Raw genomic sequence first — 18,935 nt, forward strand, 5'->3', positions numbered from 1 at the left:
TTGTTTTCTTGTGGAATGGGCCTCTTGCCCGTTCCTTAAATTTTTAGGAGGAATAATTTTCATGAAATTCTTTAACTATCTTACTAAAAATATTTACCTATTAAAATCTATATTTTGGCTGATTACTATATTAATAGGTATTCTGCAAGCATGGTCTAACCGTTTTAACTTATCATCAGCAGATGCTGTTTCCTATTTAGATATTGGTGATGCTTATTTCAGGGGAGATTGGAATGCGGCAATTAATGCTTACTGGAGTCCTTTTTACTCCTGGCTTTTAGGTTTAACAATATCTACTTTTAATATAACGCCATATTGGGAATTTCTTGCTGTTAAGCTAGTTAATTTATGTAATTTAATTTTCGCAATTATATGTTTTGAATTTTTTCTCAGACAACTAATACTATATCATCAAAAAGGAAACTATCATCCTTTTGCCAAAAAAACTCTTGAAATCCCTGAATGGGTTTGGACAGTCATAGGCTATACTCTATTTCTCTGGTCATCTCTTGTGTGGATAGGTGTTAATCTGGATGCTCCAGATATGGCTACATCTGCCCTTGTCTATCTCGCTGCTGGTATTTTACTGCAATTACATATTCAACCAGTAAGATGGTCTATTTTCATTATTTTAGGTATAGTTTTAGGATTTGGGTATTTATCAAAATCTGTGATGTTTCCCCTAGCTTTTGTATTTTTTATAGTAGCTATGTTTACAGGAGAAAATATTAGAAGAATATTTCCAAAGGTTTTAGCAGCAATTCTTGCTTTTATGATTATAGCTCTCCCCTTTGTCACAGCAATTTCTCTAGCAAAAGGGCGACTAACATTTGGTGATACAGGGAAGTTAAATTATGTATGGTATGTAAGTAAAAACATTGACGTGGATAGATTTTGGCAAGGAAAAGAACTAGATAGCGGTATTCCTAAACATCCTCCGCAAACAATTTCCAATAATTTTCTAATTTATGAGTTTAAAACTAACCTGAAAAATTCGTCTCCTTTTTGGTATGAACCATCATATTGGTTTGAAGGTGTTGAACTTAAATTTAAATTAAAACAGCAAATAAAAGTTTTGCTAAAAAACGCTCATTTATATTATCAGTTATTTATATTTCCTCTAATTATATGTTATGTGATATTAGTTTTTGTCAGTAGTCATATAAAAACTGCATTAAAAGATTTGGTAAGAGGTTGGAGCTTACTTGCTGTAGCAATGGGAGGACTGGGTTTTTATATGATTGGCATTGATTTATCCAATTCATTTATTGCAACTAGGTATATTGCTCCCTTTATAGTTGTGCTATTTGCTGGAGTATTTACAAATGTATATCTCCTCAATTCACAGCAATCAAAAAAAATGTTAATAACTTTAACTATAATTGCTTTAGTAAGTACAAGTAGTAATCTTGGTTATCATATATCAAAAGACTTGAAAACTGTATTGAAAGGAACAGAACATACCTATTGGAATATTGCTCAAGATTTAAATAGGTTAGGAGTAAAACCTGGAGATAAAGTTGCAGTTTTGGGACATGATGATAAAAATACTTATTGGGCTAGATTAGCAGGAGTTCAAATTACGACTGAAGTTTTTAATCCGGAAAAGTTTTGGCAAGAAAAAACTGCTACTCAATCTGAAGTTATCCAAGCTATAAAGAAAACAGGGGTAAAAGTTATTGTCCAACAAATAGGGTGGACGATGCCAAAATCTGTAATGGCAACAGGTTGGCAAAGAATTGGGAATACTGATTGCTATGCTTATTTTTTCAAGAAGTAGAGACGCGATCGCGTCTCTACTAATTTCATGGACTCCAAGGAGCTACAAATTTAAATGTAGCATTGCTTTTATAGACAGAATCTGCACTATGTGAATCAAGCCACAACTCATTGTTACGATGACGAAGATAGCGTGTAGAAAGGTTAAATGAACGGAACGAGACTGAAGATGCATCAGCTAAACCAGGCTCTGGGCAGAAAGTTGCATCTTTCCTATACAAATCTGAGTTCTGATTCGCCTGAAGTTGAACACGATAGTTGACGTGGCGTAGGAAGTTGCCAGGAAAGTTCTTGGACTCAAACGAGACACACTGTCCATTAGCTAGACCAGGTACAATCTTGAATGTAGCATCATTCTTTTCCATAGTTGAACTGCCACTATTGACTGAGTTAGTGTAGCCCAAAAAGTTGATGTGGCGTATGTAGTTGTTCGGATTGTCAAAGGACTGGATTGACTGCTGCTGATTGAATGGAATTTGTACAGTTGGGGGTGGTGGCACAGGTAGAGGATTTCCCCCTACTTGGATAGTTTTAGCTACAGAGGGTACACCATTGCTGTTAACAACAAAGAGCATATAGTGACCAGGAGGCGCAATATTATTATTTGCAGGTGCAGTGATGTTGAGTGTTGTACCTGCCTGAGAGAATGAGAGAGGAACCAAACGCTGGTCAAAGTTAGTTGCATGTGTCACCGAACCGAGTTTGATTAGGTGCGCTTTAACTATATTACTTGTTTGCGACAATGTGACGCTAAATTGTTGACTATAGCCGAGAGTGGCTGGCGCATAAGTAATATCTGGACGTGTAGCAGGTGAGCCATCCGAGTTGAATAGATATGGTGGTGAGAAGATCTCAGCATTTTGTTCGCTTTGACATGGAGTACAAATACCTCCAGCAACGACTACTCGAGCATCTGGCAACAATAAGGCTGTGGAGTGATATTGGCGCGATCTAGCCATACTTGATAGAACCCTCCACTGACCAGTTGCGGGGTTCCAAATTTCTGCTGCATATACTGCGGTGTTGATGTCGAACTGAGATCCTGGTTGTCCATCTCGACCATTAGGATTTGAATTGCCTCCTGTTACTAGCACTTGACCATCAGCCAAGATAGTCAAATTCTGCTGCCGTCGTCCAAAAGTCAGCGAACCACTTTGCGTTACTGAAGGTGACCAATTATTTATGTCGATGACATAGGTACTGTTGAGTGCAGAACCACCACCTACCACTAGTATCTTGCCGATGTCATACATTGCGTAACTACCGTAGTCGCGAAAGGCGTTGTCGCCCCGTTGACCGACAGTTTGCATTCCACCTGCCCCATTTGTATCTATGTAACGTAGTGTGTTTTCTGGTCCTGCATAGAATACCTGACCGTTAGGTGCTGGCTGTGTCCAGGGGAAGTATGTTGTATTGTCGATGAAACCTCTTGGTGCATCTCCAAAGGGAATCCGCGCACCAGTTAATAAGCGCCAATTACCTGATTCAAAACTTTCGGGTATGTCACCAATTCTGTCTGGATATCCGCCACCAGACACTAACACCCCACCGTTGGGCAGCGATGTAGTACTGGGGTAGTAGCGAGGAAAAATTAAAGTTGGCTGGCGAACCCATCTTTTCAATCCATTGTCAAAGATGACTGCGACTGGATCTCCTTCACCTACAGTTCCAGTGACAATCAACAAATTACCATCAGCTAGATGAGTATGTGGAGAGCAAAATAACTCTTGCCCTGCCAGAGGAGCGTTTGAGATGCGGGTGTGTTGATTGGTAATAGGGTCCCAAATTGAGGTGTTGGTTGTAGCGTTAAAAGTTGGTGCATCATCTTTTGTGCTATCCCAAACGAGTACTTTTTCGTCTGGCATCAGAGCCAAATGCACTCCATATACAGGCCAGTTGTATATTTGCGACCACATCCCACCCTGATTTGGATTGGAGACTTGGGCAGTTACTACGCTTGCGGTAGTGATAATTGTAGCTATGACAACCGCTATAGTACTGAATTTGAGGATTTTACGTAAGTTATAAGTTCTCATCAGAAAAGTTAACAAAAAAAAACCTCCAAAAGAAATAATAAGATTGATGTGACATCTATAGAAAGTATTATTAATACAAAAGCAGTATTAACTAACTGTCTTGAACTAAACTTCATAAAATTGAGAACAAAGATAAATAAAAAAATTACTCTCAGTATGCAAATTTGATGAAGAAGGCTGTTGTATCGAAAAACTTGTAAGATGCAACGGATTATATGGTTCGAGCGATTAATTTTGATTTTTTTAAGTTAAAAATTTTACATATCCCCTCAATCTGTAAAACTTTCATGAAGTAAAAACCAATTCCGACAAATTATTCCTGACACGGATACTGATGTCAGAAGATGTGTCTAGTCAAGTAAATCACTGTGATGCGATTTGTAAGCTGCGATCGCACTTTGAAACCAGTTTCTACAGTGAGAGTAAACAAGTTATTTATTCATCGGGGAGAGAAAAAGAGCGAGCATGATGACTGCACAAGAAATTCCAGATGAAATTGTTCTCTCAGTGAATGGGGTATCGAAGAAGTTTTGTCGAGATTTGAAGCGATCGCTCTTCTATGGACTTCAAGATATTGCCGCTGAAGTGTTAGCGATCCGTAACAAAAGTGAAAATTTGCGTCCAAAGGAGTTTTGGGCGTTGAAGGATGTTACTTTTCAGGTGCGACGGGGAGAAGCACTAGGCTTAGTGGGGAAGAATGGCAGTGGTAAATCCACACTGCTAAGGATCATATCTGGTTTGATTAAACCAGATACTGGATTTGTTGAAGTTTATGGTCGAGTAGCACCACTGATTGCATTGGGTGCTGGATTTAATCCTATTTTGACAGGTAGGGAAAACATTTATGCCAACATGTCAATTTTAGGTTTATCTAACCAAGAAATAAACGAGCGATTTGCTGAAGTTGTCGATTTTGCAGAAATCGCAGATGCAATTGAAGCACCAGTACAGAGTTATAGTTCTGGGATGGCAGCACGATTAGGCTTTGCTTGTGCCATTCATACCCAACCAGATATCCTACTGATTGATGAAGTACTAGCCGTCGGAGACATCAAATTTAGAGCCAAATGTTACCGAAAACTAGCTCAATTGCGAGAGCAAGGAGTTGCCTTCATATTAGTATCTCACAGTTCAAATTCAATCCTCTCCAAATGTGAATCAGCAGTTTACCTTTCCCAAGGAGAAGTGATTGCAGCGGGAGATGCAGTTGCGGTGACACGTAAGTATGAAAATGATTTATTTCAACAAGGAGGAGCAAAAACAGCAGGGGAAATTTGCCTACAGAAAAAACTTGAGCAAGATAGCACTGGTTTGGATATTACTTCTGTCTTCTTTAGAGATCGGTATGGTAATAAAATTAGTCCTATTAGTGGAGAGTTTGTCGAAGTTTGTGTAGGTTGCTTTGTTCACAAAAAAATGAATGGAGTCAACATTACTCTTAGTTTTAGAGAGCAGGTAGGAGAAGGAGACAAAATTTTAGTCATCAGTACTCTCCACGATCGCGAACCACTCCAGCTTTCACTAGGGGAAAACGACATGCTGATAGAAATGCCTTACCTGGGCTTAAAACCAGGTGCATATGTAATGGATATTCACGTATTTGAAGGTAATTACATATTACTTGATACTGTTGTATCCTTTGAATTTATGGTTGAGGGACTTGGTAGCATGAGCCAATGTTTATTCTATCAACCAAGAATCTGGAAGGCGGAAAGTTCAGCACAAACATATTAATTGATCATGGATAGTGAAATTATGGTAAAGTGTGTTTCCCAGCTTTATAATGTTCATCCTAATAGCGATATATATGTTATTGGCACAGGTACGAGTTTGAGAGTTTTTCCCATATCTCTACTCGAAAACAAAATTACTATCGGCTTAAACATGGCATGGAAAACAGTTCCTGTTCGTTATAGCATAACTATTCATCCTGAGTTAAGCATTCCTGAGTTTTTACCTGACGAAAAGCCAAAACCAGAAATCACCTGGGTGACAAAATACAACAAAACTAAAGGTTTAGTTTCTCCTGAGCAATTTAAATATGCTGAAGAAAACTTCTATTTCTTTGAGACAGAAGGACGCTCTAATACACAACCACCAAACAAACCTTCTGACGCAGGGCGGATACTAGAGTGGGTGCGCAAACCTACAGATAATAAATTGTATCTCTGGACTTCTATTGCCCAATCAGGGGTAAATTTAGCTGCTAATATGGGAGCCAAAAACATCATATTAATAGGTTGTGATAACTGCGCTCTGTTAGATAACCATCATGCGCATCAACAACATACAAGATGGAGAGATGCATCTCCAGAAGAGCGCTACAGAGAATATTATGAAGGCTTGGCAGAAATGCGTCCAGTTTTGCGCGATCGCGGAATAAACCTTGTCAGTTTAACGCCATTTCTCAGCCTTGCCCATCCTGAAAAAGACTTTGAGCGTATTTGTACAGAAACTAATCAACCTAAATACATTGCTAGTAAGCCGGATATAACTCCAAAGCTGGATTACAGAAGATATTACCTACAACAAATAAAAAAGACAATCAAAAAAATATTGTTACTCGAAGAAAGGCAAAAAGTAGAAGGAAAGTAAGCTTGAATAAAATTAGACTTGAGTAAAAAATACTTATGTTCAAACAAAAAAATCAACTATACTTGAGTGTATTCATTTTTTTCTGGGCATTATTTGCTTTAACAAATAATGGCATAGATTTATCAGAAGGTAGATATCATTACCTCTTAGCAGAACAAATTATCAAATATGGAAGATTAGACTTTGATTCTGTACCGCCAGACTCAGTTTTTACATTAGCACCCAATGGTAAATACTATGCTTCACATGAAATAGGCAACACACTCTTCTTACTACCCACAACAGCTATTAATATTTTCATAGAAAAAGTTTTATCACTTTTTACCACTAAAGGCATAACTAGAATCAAAGATTTTATAGTTTCTTTTCAAGCTGGTTTTTATTCCGCAGTTTGTGCCACCACCTTTTTTGCTATATTACAAACTAGATTTTTTCTGCCAATTGCCTCCTGCTTCTTGGCAACTTTGTGCCTAGTATTTACTACTTTTTTCTGGACTTACTCGCGTAATTTATTTGATGGCGTTCTTTGTTCTACACTTTTAACTTTATCTATATTTTTCTTATTTAACTTCCGTTTGAATAAAAACAATTTATTTTTAGTTAGTGCTTTTATTTTCTTAGGTTTTGGATTCATTACCAGGTTATCAATAATAATTGCAATTTTTCTTTCATTAATATACGTAATCACAATTAGAGGAACTTTTTTACTTAAATTTAAAAGAGTTGGTATTGCAACACTAACTTTGATACCTTTTATAATCTGGCAGTTTTGGTATAACCAGATCAGAACTGGTGTGTTTTATCTTTCTCCAGTACAAACACCACAGTACGTAATTAACAACGGTTTAGATGGCAATCTTTTGGTTGGAGTATTAGGGTATTTACTGAGTCCAGGTAAAAGTATATTTGTTTATGCACCTTTACTACTTTTATCTCTCATACTTTTTCACAGATTCTATAAAAGCTATAGGTATGAAGCTATATATATATTGTCAATATTTATATTATGGCTGTTGTTACATGGAAAAATGAGAAGTTGGTATGGTGCGTGGGGATGGGGACCACGTTATTTTATCATCATATTACCTATCTTGTTTATTCCTTTTGCATCTCACATCGACTTGATTATCAAGAAAGTATTTTTCCGGTTAATTGCCATTGTTTTAGGTACTTTTGGTTTTGCTCTAGCTATTTCTTCTATGATGTCTAACTGGTTGGTTAGAATAGATTATGCAATTCAAAATAAAACATTTGACGATCGCGAGTTTGTTTGGGGATTTTGGAATAGTCAATCAGTTGATATGCTGAGAGCAGGTTTAGAAAATTTGATGCGGATAATTACAAATTCACCAGTACCTGAAAAAGCAAAAATTTACCCTGGACAAATTGAATATGTAAGTAATACTATTAATATTTGGTTGAATTATAATGGTACTAAATTGCCGCTCATAATTAGAGCGCTTCCTCTAATATTTTTGTGTTTTTTGATGTATATAGCTTTGCGTAATATTTTCAGGTATGAGTATGCGAAAAGCGGATGAATTTGAGAAACCCGGTTTCTTGAAGAAACCGGGTTTCTCAAGGGATCAGCAAATTTATTACCTATTTACATTTGAGGCTGGAGTATGCTTTTTAATTCATATGCTTTTATCTTTGTTTTTCTCCCTATCACTCTTTTCGGATTTTTTTCTATTGCTAAATATCGTTTAATTAAGTTAGCGATAGGTTGGTTAGTATTAGCTTCGTTAGTTTTTTATGCTCAGTGGACTATTGTATATCTACCGTTATTACTGATTTCTATTTTATTTAACTATCAAATCAGTACTTTTATAACTAATGCCAAGCAAGGAAGTAAAAAAGCCAAAACTTTTCTGTGGATAGGACTTTTAGTTAATTTTGGACTGTTGGGATATTACAAATATGCTAACTTTTTTCTCGGAGCCATAGATAAGGTAACGGGACTTAATCTGGGTATTTCTGAAATTGTGCTACCGATTGGAATTTCCTTTTACACATTTACCCAATCAGCATATTTAGTAGATGCTTACCGAGGCGAAACAAAAGAGTATAGTTTTCTCACCTACTGCTTATTAGTTACATTTTTTCCTCACTTAATTGCCGGTCCAATTTTACATCATAAGGATGTAATTCCCCAGTTTGAAAATCTGCGCAATTTCGTTTTTTCACCTAAGAATATGGCTTTAGGTTTATCCTTATTTGTGATGGGGCTGGGGAAAAAGTTGTTAATTGCCGATCCTGTGTCGCAGTGGGTAGATCCTCTGTTCAGAGCTGCTGATACACTCAGTTGTTTAGAAGCGTGGGTAGGTGCGTTGGGTTATACGTTCCAACTATACTTTGACTTCTCCGGATACTCGGATATGGCAGTAGGTTTGGGATTAATGCTGAATATTCACTTACCGATAAACTTTGATTCCCCTTACAAGTCTATATCTGTCATTGAGTTTTGGCGGCGCTGGCATATTAGCCTTTCTAACTTTCTACGTGATTACTTATATATCCCTTTAGGTGGTAACCGTCGAGGAAAGACTAGACAATATATTAATCTCTGGCTAACTATGTTACTGGGTGGTTTATGGCATGGAGCAGGTTGGACATTTGTGATATGGGGTGCGCTACACGGAACTTTACTGGTAATTAACCACTGGTGGCGTAAACTACAGATACCTTTGCCCAAGCTGTTATCGTGGACGATGACGTTTGTTGCAGTAGTAGTTGGTTGGGTAATATTTCGAGCCGCATCAATTAAAGATGCGATCGCAATGTTGATAGCAATGACTGGTGTGAAAGGATTTATCATGCATCCTAGCTATCAACCTTACCAAGAATGGATGGATAAATTTGGCGCTAATATGAATGGAGAATTACCACGTTTAGCAGTGAGCTTTGGATGGATATTAACAGTTTTAATTGGATTGTTATTGTGGGTTACTCTTCTTCCAAATTCACAACAGGTATTGCAAAAAATAAAATTTAATTTGTGGTGGGCTACATTTCTTGGTTGTATAGCTACTCTTTGCTTGTTGAGTCTAAATCGTGTTTCTGTCTTCCTTTATTTTCAGTTCTAACCATTGTACTACCATGACAATTTCAACCGTTAAGTATAAACGCTTCTTGTTTTCAGTTTTGACAATTGTTTTGTGCAGTTGTTTATTTATTGCTGGACTGAACCTTATGATCGATCCTTTTGGATTCATGGGTAGTCCAGCTATTGCAGGTTTAAATAAATTCAAAACGGAAAGAGAAGATTACCCCAGATTATTTAAGGCAGCAGATATTATTCGGATTAAGCCAAAAACAATTTTTTTAGGTACTTCTACAACTGATTATAGTTTAGAGCCAAATCATCCCGGTTTAGCTAACTTACAACCTGCTTATAATTCTGCATTACCTGCTGTAAATATGTACGAGCTAATGCGTTATTTTGAACACACGCTCTACAACCAGCCTGAGCTTAAGCAAGTGATTATTGGTATTGATGCATTTATATTCGATCAGTATAGACCAAATAGGGTTGATTATGATGAGCAGCGGTTATTGACTAATAAACGCTCTTATCATGATATGTTCAATGTAACTTTTTCCATGAATGCTTTTCTCGCTAGTTTAAAAACTATTGGCACAAATTTGCACAATTCTGACTTTCAACCTTATGCTTTTAATGGTAAACGTAATGAAAATTGGTTTACTAATAGTAAGCCAGCTATTTACAGGTTTATTAGTTCTCTAAATAGAGATTTGCCAGAAATTATTACACTTTCAGATGAGCGATTTAATAATTTCAAGAAAGTGATTGAAGTATGTCGTGAACGAAATATTGATGTCAAAGTATTTATGCCACCTCTACATGCTAGTGTTATGGCTGGCTATGTTCTTAATGACAAAATCAAAGTAATTGAAGAAACGAAGCGTAGACTTGTGAACATTATTCCTGTCTGGGATTTTTCTGGCTTTAATAGCATCACTATAGATCCAGTTAGCAATAACATGAAAAACTATGTAGATGCCTTTCATTACCGCAGAGAAATTGGCAACTTAGTACTGAATCGATTACTTAACTTTCAAACGCAAACTGTGCCATCTGATTTTGGTTATTTGATGAAGCCGGAAAATATTGACACTCATTTTGCGGAAATTCGTTCTCAGGCAAAAAATTGGTTGAAAGATAATTCTGAGTTGGCGAAGTTATTACAAGAAGTAGGGGGTGTGAAGTAATTACAACTACATAAAAAAGCTAATTACAAAATAGGAGGATAATCAAGATGCAATCTTTACTCGCTAATGTTAAGAAAAGTGATATATTTACTGAACCATTCCCACATATAGTTATCACTGATGCTCTTGATAGTGAAATCTGCTCTAGATTAATTGATGAATTTCCTCCTTTGAACATAATTACTGAAGGTGTAGAGTTTTCTAGCAATGAACGGTTTAGCTACTCTGCTCATAAAGTTTTATCAAACTCACAAATTAGTGAGTTGTGGCGGGAATTTGTTAAAGTTCAAACTTCTCAAGTTTTTTTTGCTCAATTTGTCAGTTTGTTTGGGGAGTATATTCAGCAAATATATCCTGACTTTGAGCAAAACATTCAATCTATTCAAACCCTAACATCTGGAATTAGGTATGTTGATGAATTTCCTAACGTCGATGTCTTACTTGATGCTCAAATTTGTGTAAATGCTCCTGTAATTAGTAAACCATCTTTGATTAAACAAGCTCATGTGGATCGTCGGCAAGTTTTATTTGCGGGACTTTATTATTTACGTCGTCCAGAAGATCAATCTACTGGTGGTGATTTAGAAATCTACCAGTTTAAAAATGGCAAAGCTTACGGCTTTAACAACCAATTTATTGATGATAAATACGTTGAGTTAGTTAAGACTGTTAAGTATGATAGCAATGTCTTGGTTTTGTTCCTCAATTCCATACAATCTTTACATGGTGTTACTGTTCGCTCTGTCACTGATTCGCCCAGATGCTTTCTTAATTTAGTTGGAGAGGTTAAACAACACTTATTCGATTGGACATTTTATCAAGAAAGAAAAAGTTGGACAGATCAACTCGCAGCCAAGATGAGTAAAGTTTTATCTTTGGCTTCAAGGTAGGAAAAAGCAAAACATATCTCTGTTACCGCCTGATTATCTAAAAAATCAGGCGATCGCTATCTATAAAAAATCATTTGCTATGCAGTTAAATAAATTCACTAAATTTGAGCAATTGAAAACTGATCTCGCCAATCAGTTTTCTAATATCTATAAACAAGCTTGGCAAAACTGGCTGGATATTTTGCTCATGGTTATTCTTGGTATCTTGGCAGGAATAGCATCTTACAAAGGCGCACAAATGATTCATCCTTTCCTACTTGCCGATCAAGCAGAGGATATCTGGTTTGGATCTGATCTTGCAAGAGTCTTAGCCAACATGGTTTCTCGAACAAGTAATAATTTTCGCACTACCGTACATCCTTTGTTTCCACTCTTCGCCTATCCACCAATGGCTGTACTTGCTAAATTGGGATTTCATCCACTGGTGGCAACTAGAATAGTCATTGCTACAGTAGCTGGGCTATGGTTAGGGGCAATTTTCTGGCTCTTACGACTTATTGGTTGTCAGCGATTTGATGCAATTATTTTTAGCTTACTAGCAGCTACTAGCGCCGCCGCAGTGTTTTGGTTTGTTGTCCCAGAAACCTACTCTTTTGGCTCTCTTTCTATGTTACTAGGATTATGTTTTGCTGTCGTCGCACAACAGCAAAAATTTTCTTCTTTGTGGTACATCGCTGTAAGCGCGATGACATTAAGTATCACCACAACTAATTGGATGGTGGGAATCATCGTAACATTTGTCAATAATTCGAGAAAGCGAGCTGTACTAATTACTGTTTATGCACTCTGCCTTGTGGGCTTGCTGTGGGGCGTGCAGAAATTATTCTTTCCCAGCGCTCAGTTTTTTATTGCTCAGAAAGAAGAAGCAAACTATATATTACCAGCCACATCCGGTGGTCCTATCCGGATCTTTCAAGCTTTAATATCTCACACAATAGTTATGCCCGCGATCAAAATAGATAAAATTCCTGGAGGGCATGATTGGCTTGTGATGTTTACCCAAATGTCACGCCCAGGTTCAGCAACTATATGGGGAACAGTAGCCGTTATTTTATGGACTGCTTTACTTGGCTTGGGCTTGTGGGGATTTTTCTCGACTAAGCAGCACTTCAAATTCCGAATAATTCTAGGACTAACACTCCTTGGACAAGTCGCACTACATTTAGTATATGGCGATGAAACATTTCTCTACTCATTACATTTCGTCATATTTTTTATAGTTTTGGTGGCATTTAGTACGCTGACTCGTGCCCGCCCCTTAGCGTTACTGTTAGCAACGATGTTAGTGCTAAGTGCAGGGGTGAATAATGGCTCGGAGTTTGAGCGAGCTAAAAGTTTTGTTGAGAGTGTCGCTCCGGCACAATACGAACTACCTTTATCTATCCAACCTGAGATTAAAAAATGAATTTACTGCACAAACTCAAACAATTCATTTCTAGAGTAAAGGGATATCAACTTGATTGGCTTAAATCTTACTACAAAATGGTGGGTGGCGATCGCATACAAGAGTATGATTTAGTTTTCGTTCTCTATGACACTACCCGTGGCTGGATACTTGAGGCAATCTGTAAAGAGATTGCTGCTTATTTTCCTGGAAAGTACTGTTATCATTACTCAACCTCAAAACTTCCTCGCAGTAGAGCTTATTTTTTTTCTCACTACGGATTATTCCCTCCTTCTCTACAACAAAATCCGTTTCTTAGGGATGCAAAATCAATTATTTGGTATACTCACCCAAAAGATATAGGTATTAGTAACCAAGAACTCATCTCCGTGCTCAATCAAGCGACAAAAGTTGTCTGTACATGTTCTGAGTTTGTACACCTTCTTCAATCTCAAGGTTTGAGCAGTCATAAAACTACTTTTGTGCTTGGTGGTGCAGATGCGGAGATTTTTCAACCGCATCAACGCGCTCAGGGAGCGATTGGCTTCTGTACTGCCTACTATCCGCGAAAATCTCCAGAAAAAATATTAAGCATTATTAAAATGATGCCTCACAGAAAATTTATTTTACTGGGGAGAAATTGGCGTGAATATGAAAATTTTGTAGATTTAGTCTCATTACCGAATATTTCTTACATTGAAGTACCATATACAGACTATCCTAAATATTATGCACAAATGGACGTTTTTGTTTCTGTCGCAAAACTAGAGGGTGGTCCTATTCCTTTAATTGAGGCAATGATGTGTAACGTTTTTCCAGTTGCTAGTAAAACAGGGTTTGCTCCAGACATCATCACTCATGGAAATAACGGATTTCTTTTTGAGATTGATAGTCCCGTGGAAGAGATATGTGACTTGATTGAAAAAGCTTTTCAAATTGAAACAGATGTGAGGGCAACAGTTGAAAATTTAACTTGGAGAAACTTTTCCTTAGAAATTCAAAAGTTGATTTAAAACGAGAAAACCAAGAGAAACCCGGTTTCTTAAAGAAACCGGGTTTCTGAGGAAAAAATTTGAAATAAGTGTTATGAACAAGCAAGAACGTGTCAAAGTATTTATTGGATCTGGAGAAGCCAGTCTAATTGAAAGAAAAGTTTTAATTTACTCACTGCGGAAAAATTCTCAAAGAGAAATTGACGTTTATGTATTCAACGGAACTCATAACTCTGTTGAGTTAAATGACGAAAAGCCATTTTTAGCGCCAATGTCACTCAGGGTTAAGTATCGTAATGTAACTGAATTTAGTTTTTACAGATTTCTCATTCCTGAGATTTGTAATCATCAAGGAAAAGCCATTTGGCTTGATTCTGACATGATTGCACTAGATGACATTGGGGAATTATTTGATACGCCAATGAATGGGTGTGATTTGTTAGCAAACAAGGTAGTCTACCCAGATATACCCTCTCATCGAGATCCACGTTGTCTGGCTGTTACAGTTTTTGACTGTGAAAAGGTCAAATTTGACTTAGAATCTCTGCTTGATGAGGTTGACCAAAACCATTACTCAGATCGAGATTTAATCCATCTTACCACTAATTTTCGCTCGTTTCACCCATACAAAATAGGAGAATTTGAACAAAATTGGAATATCCGTGACTACTGGGACAAAGATACGAAACTGATTCATTACACAAATCTTACTACCCAACCTTGGAAGTACCCAAATCATCCCTACGGTGAGCTTTGGTTTCAATATTTTAACGAAGCACTTTCATCTGGATATATCACCCAAAAAGACATTAATTTAAGTATGGTTAGAGCGGCTGTTAGGCTCGACTTGTTAAAAGGTAACTTCTCGTTTATGGGACGTGAATTTAACTATGCCAGATCCGCTATTAAGAAACTGAAAACATTTTCGGCTGTGAATAATTAATTGTCATATATTTATCTGGAGATTAACTGATGGTAAAAATTCTTTTTATTGGTTGTGGAGAAGTTGGTAATTTAGCACATTTACCAGTATTAAAACAATTACAAAATCAAAATTATGTGGAGATAGCTGGGGTTTGTGATGTTGATTCAAACAAAGCTCAAGCTGCTGCTACTAAATTTGAAATATCAAATTTTGGTACAGATTGGCAGCAAATGGTAAAAGATACATCTGCCGATGCTGTTTCAGTTTGTCTACCACCAGGAATTAATGCAGAAATATCGACTCAAGCAATTGAGATGGGACTGCATGTACTTTGTGAGAAACCACCTGGTCGTAATGTAGCACAAGCAGAGCGTATGGCGGCAGCGGCAGCAGCGCATCCGGAATTGGTAAATATGATTGCCTTTAACCGTCGTCACGCTCCACTGTATACCCATGCGATGAAGTATTCACTGGAATTAGGCAAGCCACATGTATTTCACGGGCGGTTTACTCGTGCATGTTTAGGTGCTAATCCTAGTAATACTGTTAAAGACTGGATTACATCAGATGCGTCTCACACCTTGGATTTAGCGATCGCCACCATCGGATTTCCTCACAGTGTCAGCGTCACTCGCAAGCAGGTAGGCAAGGGTGCTGACAATGTTTGGACAATACAACTGCACTCCGATTCTAGTTCCGCAGTACTAGTATTTGATTTTACCGCAGGAAGGCGAGTAGAACGCTTTGAGTGGTCTGGACCTGGTTATGATGTTCTGCTCAGTTTACCAGATCGTGGCGAGTGGTCTTGTCAAGGAGAACCTGTACAGCAATGGAAAGCAAGCGATCTCACCACATCTAATGATTTCACTGTTAACTATGGTTTTCAGGATGAATATCGTTACTTTATCGATGCCATTGTTGGTAATCGTCCACGTCCTCAAGCTGACTTTATTTACGGTCAAAGTTTCATGTATTTGGTACAAACAATCCTAGAATGTCCTTCAGGAGAGTTGCGCCAAATTCCAAAACTAGATAGTGTAGATAGCCCAACCAAAAAAGAAAATATTCCCCAACAAACAACTTTTATTAGTAGAGGCTCTCACCGTCCTGTAGTTCAAGTCATGCAATTGCCTGCTGGACAAACTAGGTTTTTTGACTTAGAAAAACTGTCTCAAGTTAGAGAACACTGCGATCTGCGTTTAGGGCTTAGTAATGGCGACCAAAAGTGTGACATTAATGATACTGAAGTATTAATTACTGGCTGGGCATCTCATCCTTTATCGGCTGAAGAAATCGCCAAGCTAGAGAAATTAAAGTTGGTGATTTTGGTTGGCGCATCAGTTAAAGCATTACAACCCCAACAACTAATAGAACGTCAAATTCAAGTATGTAACACAGCAGATGCGATCGCCGCTAGTGTTGCGGAACATTGTTTACTTGTCACCTTAGCTGGATTGAGACGTTTAACACAGGTAGATCGACAAATGCACAGTGGTGGTTGGACTTCTCTGCCTGCAACTAATTCTCAATCGTTTTCACCCATCCGTCTCGCTAAGAAGTTACCAGGCATTAATAAATTAAAACCTGTACTGAAACCGATTGTTCGTAAAGTCATCAAACCCAGTCCCTCCACTAACATTGTCAAAAACTGGAATGACTTGCAAGGACAAATCGTTGGTTTTATTGGTTGGGGATACACCGCTGTACATTTTGCGCGTTTACTTCAACCGTTTAATTGTAAATTGTTAGTTTGTTCTGAAAGTATTACAGAAGAAGAACTCAAAACTTTCAACGCTCGGCGTGCCTCGTTAGGAGAAGTTTTGGGTTCGGCGAAAGTCATCTCCTTACATAAAGGTTTAACAGAACAAACCAAGGGTATGATTGGTGCGAAAGAATTAGCCATGATTAGACATGGCTCAGTGTTAGTGAACACTGCCAGAGGCGCATTAATCGATGAGCAAGCTCTAATTGCCAAAGTTCAACAAGGAAGTATTGTTGTCGCTTTAGATGTATTTCATGAAGAACCCCTACCCCAAAAGCATCCTCTGCGTACATTCGAGAATGTAATTCTATCTCCACATAACGCCAGTACTACCCCTGAGTGCGATCGCCGGGTAGGTGAACAGGCTTTAAATATTTTACTAGATTGGGTTGCTGGTAAACCCATACCAGCAATTACCCAGGAACGATTAACCAGAATGACGTGAAGATTTCACGACATCTGTAGAGACGTTCCGGCGGAACGTCTCTACAAGATAGGTGCGTTTTAATAACAGATTTCGGATTATATCTAATTGCCAACATAATTTTTGTAATCATAACAGGAAACCTAACATCATGGCAACAGTTCGAGTCGAAGCAGAAAACTACAAACCAGGACAGCTTGGAGTAACCTACTATGATACAACATCACAAAACATTCCTGGTTACTACCGTCCTAATGAAGGAGTAGACATTGCTCCAGGTGGAAACACCAGCAATGGACACTTAGTTGGTTGGACAGACGATGGGGAATGGTTAACCTACGATATACAAATTCCCGAAACAGGAACATACAACCTAGTAGCTCGTGTAGCCTCAGCATTAGAAAACACTTCCATGCAGCTTGGGGTATCTGTAGATGGAGGACAACAACGAACCTTGCAATTTTCTGGTAAGGGAGACTGGGTGAATTGGCAGGACATCAGAACTGAGAATTTGAGCTTAACAGCAGGTCAACATACCCTACGTTTAGATATACTCAAAGGCGGCTATAATTTAGACTATATTGAACTAGTTTCTGTCAATACTTCATCTCCATCACCTCAACCATCACCTCAACCATCAGTACCACAATTAGGTAATATAATTAACGGTTTTACAGGTAGCAATAATTACACAGGCGGCGATGGAATTGATACTATTTCTTACACTCAAGCTAGAGGAGGAATCGTTGCCAATCTTGCTACGGGAGTAGTCACTCATAAATTTACTACCATCCCGGAAAGACCAATCAAAATTATGCCCACAGGAGATTCCAACACCTTTGGTTTAGCTAATCTAGGGGATGATGGAGCTTATCGTGACGATTTATGGAGGCTGTTGAGAAATAATGGTTATAACATAGACTTTGTCGGTCCTCAATCTAGTGGTTCAGGTGATTTTGATAAAGATCATGCTGGTTATCCTGGATGGAAAACAACTGATACTGCTGTTTCCATCAATGGTTGGTTAAACACCTATCAACCAGATATGGTGTTACTAATGACTGGTACAAATGACTTCCGCTTCACAACAAATACCAGTGAAGTAGCGCAAAGACTCAGTAGTTTAATCGATCAAATTACTAATCAAGCACCTAATACTCAGGTACTAGTTGCCTCAATTCCACCAATTGCTACTCTAAATAAAGAGAATCGACCTGAGTTAACACAACTAGTTGCTGATTTCAACTCCAGAATACCCAGTATCGTTAACTCTAAAGCATCTCAAGGTAGAAAGGTTTCGTTTGTTGATGTTTTTAACTCCATAAATGAAAGTGATTTAGTGTATGGGGATGGAGTTCACCCCACAATGGCAGGCTATAGCAAGATTGCGAGAACTTGGTATGATGCGATTTTGAGCGCCAACAGTAGTACAGATAGACTACAAAAGATTGAAAATATCATTGGCTCGTCTTTTGACGATGTTCTGGCAGGTGATGAACGTGACAACATCATCAATGGTAGTGCTGGTAATGACACAGTTACAGGAAATGGTGGTCGAGATACGTTTGTAATCGCTGTTGGACAAGGAACAGATACAATCACTGATTTTATTGTGAGTCAAGATTGGATTGGTTTAGCTAATGGTTTGAGCTTTGATCAATTAAGTATCACTCAAGGAACGGGTACTAATATTAACAATACTTTGATTAGTTATATAAATACACCACTAGCGATACTTAATGGAGTTCAAGCCAGTACAATCACGAATCAAGCTTTTATATCTGTCTAAATTAACAATATCCCAACAAGATCCCCGACTTCTTTAAGAAGTCGGGGATCTGGGACTGATGTGGCAGACAATTTTGATAAATGGTATAAATTAATAAGTTCCCTAAGCAAAAAATCACTTAAGCAA

General features: G+C 37.9%; 13 protein-coding genes. 12 read left to right on the top strand and 1 reads right to left on the bottom strand.

What is annotated here, in order from left to right; genetic code table 11:
* Positions 1-61: 61 nt before the first annotated feature.
* Positions 62-1,780 carry a hypothetical protein gene (locus ICL16_RS36190; RefSeq protein ID WP_190836418.1) on the top strand — a complete coding sequence of 573 codons (1,719 nt, stop codon included), beginning with the start codon at positions 62-64 and terminating at the stop codon, positions 1,778-1,780.
* Between the two features lie 25 nt (positions 1,781-1,805).
* On the opposite strand, the gene ICL16_RS36195 is transcribed toward ICL16_RS36190, so the two are convergent.
* Complete coding sequence (locus tag ICL16_RS36195) at positions 1,806-3,815, bottom strand: AbfB domain-containing protein (protein ID WP_190836419.1); 2,010 nt, start codon at positions 3,813-3,815, stop codon at positions 1,806-1,808.
* 465 nt (positions 3,816-4,280) lie between these two features.
* On the opposite strand from ICL16_RS36195, the gene ICL16_RS36200 reads away from it, so the two are divergent.
* From ICL16_RS36200 to ICL16_RS36250, 11 genes are all read left to right on the top strand, one after another.
* Positions 4,281-5,549 (top strand): ABC transporter ATP-binding protein, encoded by a 1,269-nt coding sequence (locus ICL16_RS36200; protein WP_190836420.1) that lies wholly within the window; start codon positions 4,281-4,283, stop codon positions 5,547-5,549.
* Positions 5,550-5,555: 6 nt separating this feature from the next.
* The gene (locus ICL16_RS36205) at positions 5,556-6,410 is read left to right on the top strand and encodes a motility associated factor glycosyltransferase family protein (protein ID WP_238361109.1); all 855 of its coding nucleotides are present in this window, start codon (positions 5,556-5,558) and stop codon (positions 6,408-6,410) included.
* Between the two features lie 35 nt (positions 6,411-6,445).
* On the top strand, positions 6,446-7,951 hold the full coding sequence (locus tag ICL16_RS36210; RefSeq protein WP_190836422.1) for a glycosyltransferase family protein: 1,506 nt from the start codon (positions 6,446-6,448) through the stop codon (positions 7,949-7,951).
* Positions 7,952-8,035: 84 nt separating this feature from the next.
* On the top strand, positions 8,036-9,496 hold the full coding sequence (locus ICL16_RS36215) for an MBOAT family O-acyltransferase (protein ID WP_190836423.1): 1,461 nt from the start codon (positions 8,036-8,038) through the stop codon (positions 9,494-9,496).
* A gap of 58 nt (positions 9,497-9,554) precedes the next feature.
* Complete coding sequence (locus ICL16_RS36220) at positions 9,555-10,643, top strand: hypothetical protein (protein WP_238361110.1); 1,089 nt, start codon at positions 9,555-9,557, stop codon at positions 10,641-10,643.
* 47 nt (positions 10,644-10,690) lie between these two features.
* Positions 10,691-11,533, top strand: a complete 843-nt coding sequence (locus tag ICL16_RS36225; RefSeq protein ID WP_190836425.1) for a 2OG-Fe(II) oxygenase family protein — start codon at positions 10,691-10,693, stop codon at positions 11,531-11,533.
* A gap of 79 nt (positions 11,534-11,612) precedes the next feature.
* Positions 11,613-12,938, top strand: a complete 1,326-nt coding sequence (locus ICL16_RS36230) for a hypothetical protein (RefSeq protein ID WP_190836426.1) — start codon at positions 11,613-11,615, stop codon at positions 12,936-12,938.
* Positions 12,935-13,930 (top strand): glycosyltransferase family 4 protein, encoded by a 996-nt coding sequence (locus tag ICL16_RS36235; protein WP_190836427.1) that lies wholly within the window; start codon positions 12,935-12,937, stop codon positions 13,928-13,930. The genes ICL16_RS36230 and ICL16_RS36235 overlap by 4 nt, the downstream gene beginning before the upstream one ends.
* Positions 13,931-14,003: 73 nt before the next feature.
* A complete protein-coding gene (locus tag ICL16_RS36240; protein ID WP_190836428.1) occupies positions 14,004-14,852 on the top strand; it encodes a glycosyltransferase in 849 nt (282 codons plus the stop codon).
* Positions 14,853-14,881: 29 nt separating this feature from the next.
* Complete coding sequence (locus ICL16_RS36245; RefSeq protein WP_190836429.1) at positions 14,882-17,041, top strand: NAD(P)-dependent oxidoreductase; 2,160 nt, start codon at positions 14,882-14,884, stop codon at positions 17,039-17,041.
* A gap of 130 nt (positions 17,042-17,171) precedes the next feature.
* The gene (locus tag ICL16_RS36250) at positions 17,172-18,809 is read left to right on the top strand and encodes a GDSL-type esterase/lipase family protein (RefSeq protein WP_190836430.1); all 1,638 of its coding nucleotides are present in this window, start codon (positions 17,172-17,174) and stop codon (positions 18,807-18,809) included.
* The last annotated feature ends 126 nt before the right edge of the window (positions 18,810-18,935 follow it).

Source organism: Iningainema tapete BLCC-T55, from assembly GCF_014698965.1.
In the GTDB taxonomy this organism is placed as follows: Bacteria; Cyanobacteriota; Cyanobacteriia; order Cyanobacteriales; family Nostocaceae; genus Iningainema; species Iningainema tapete.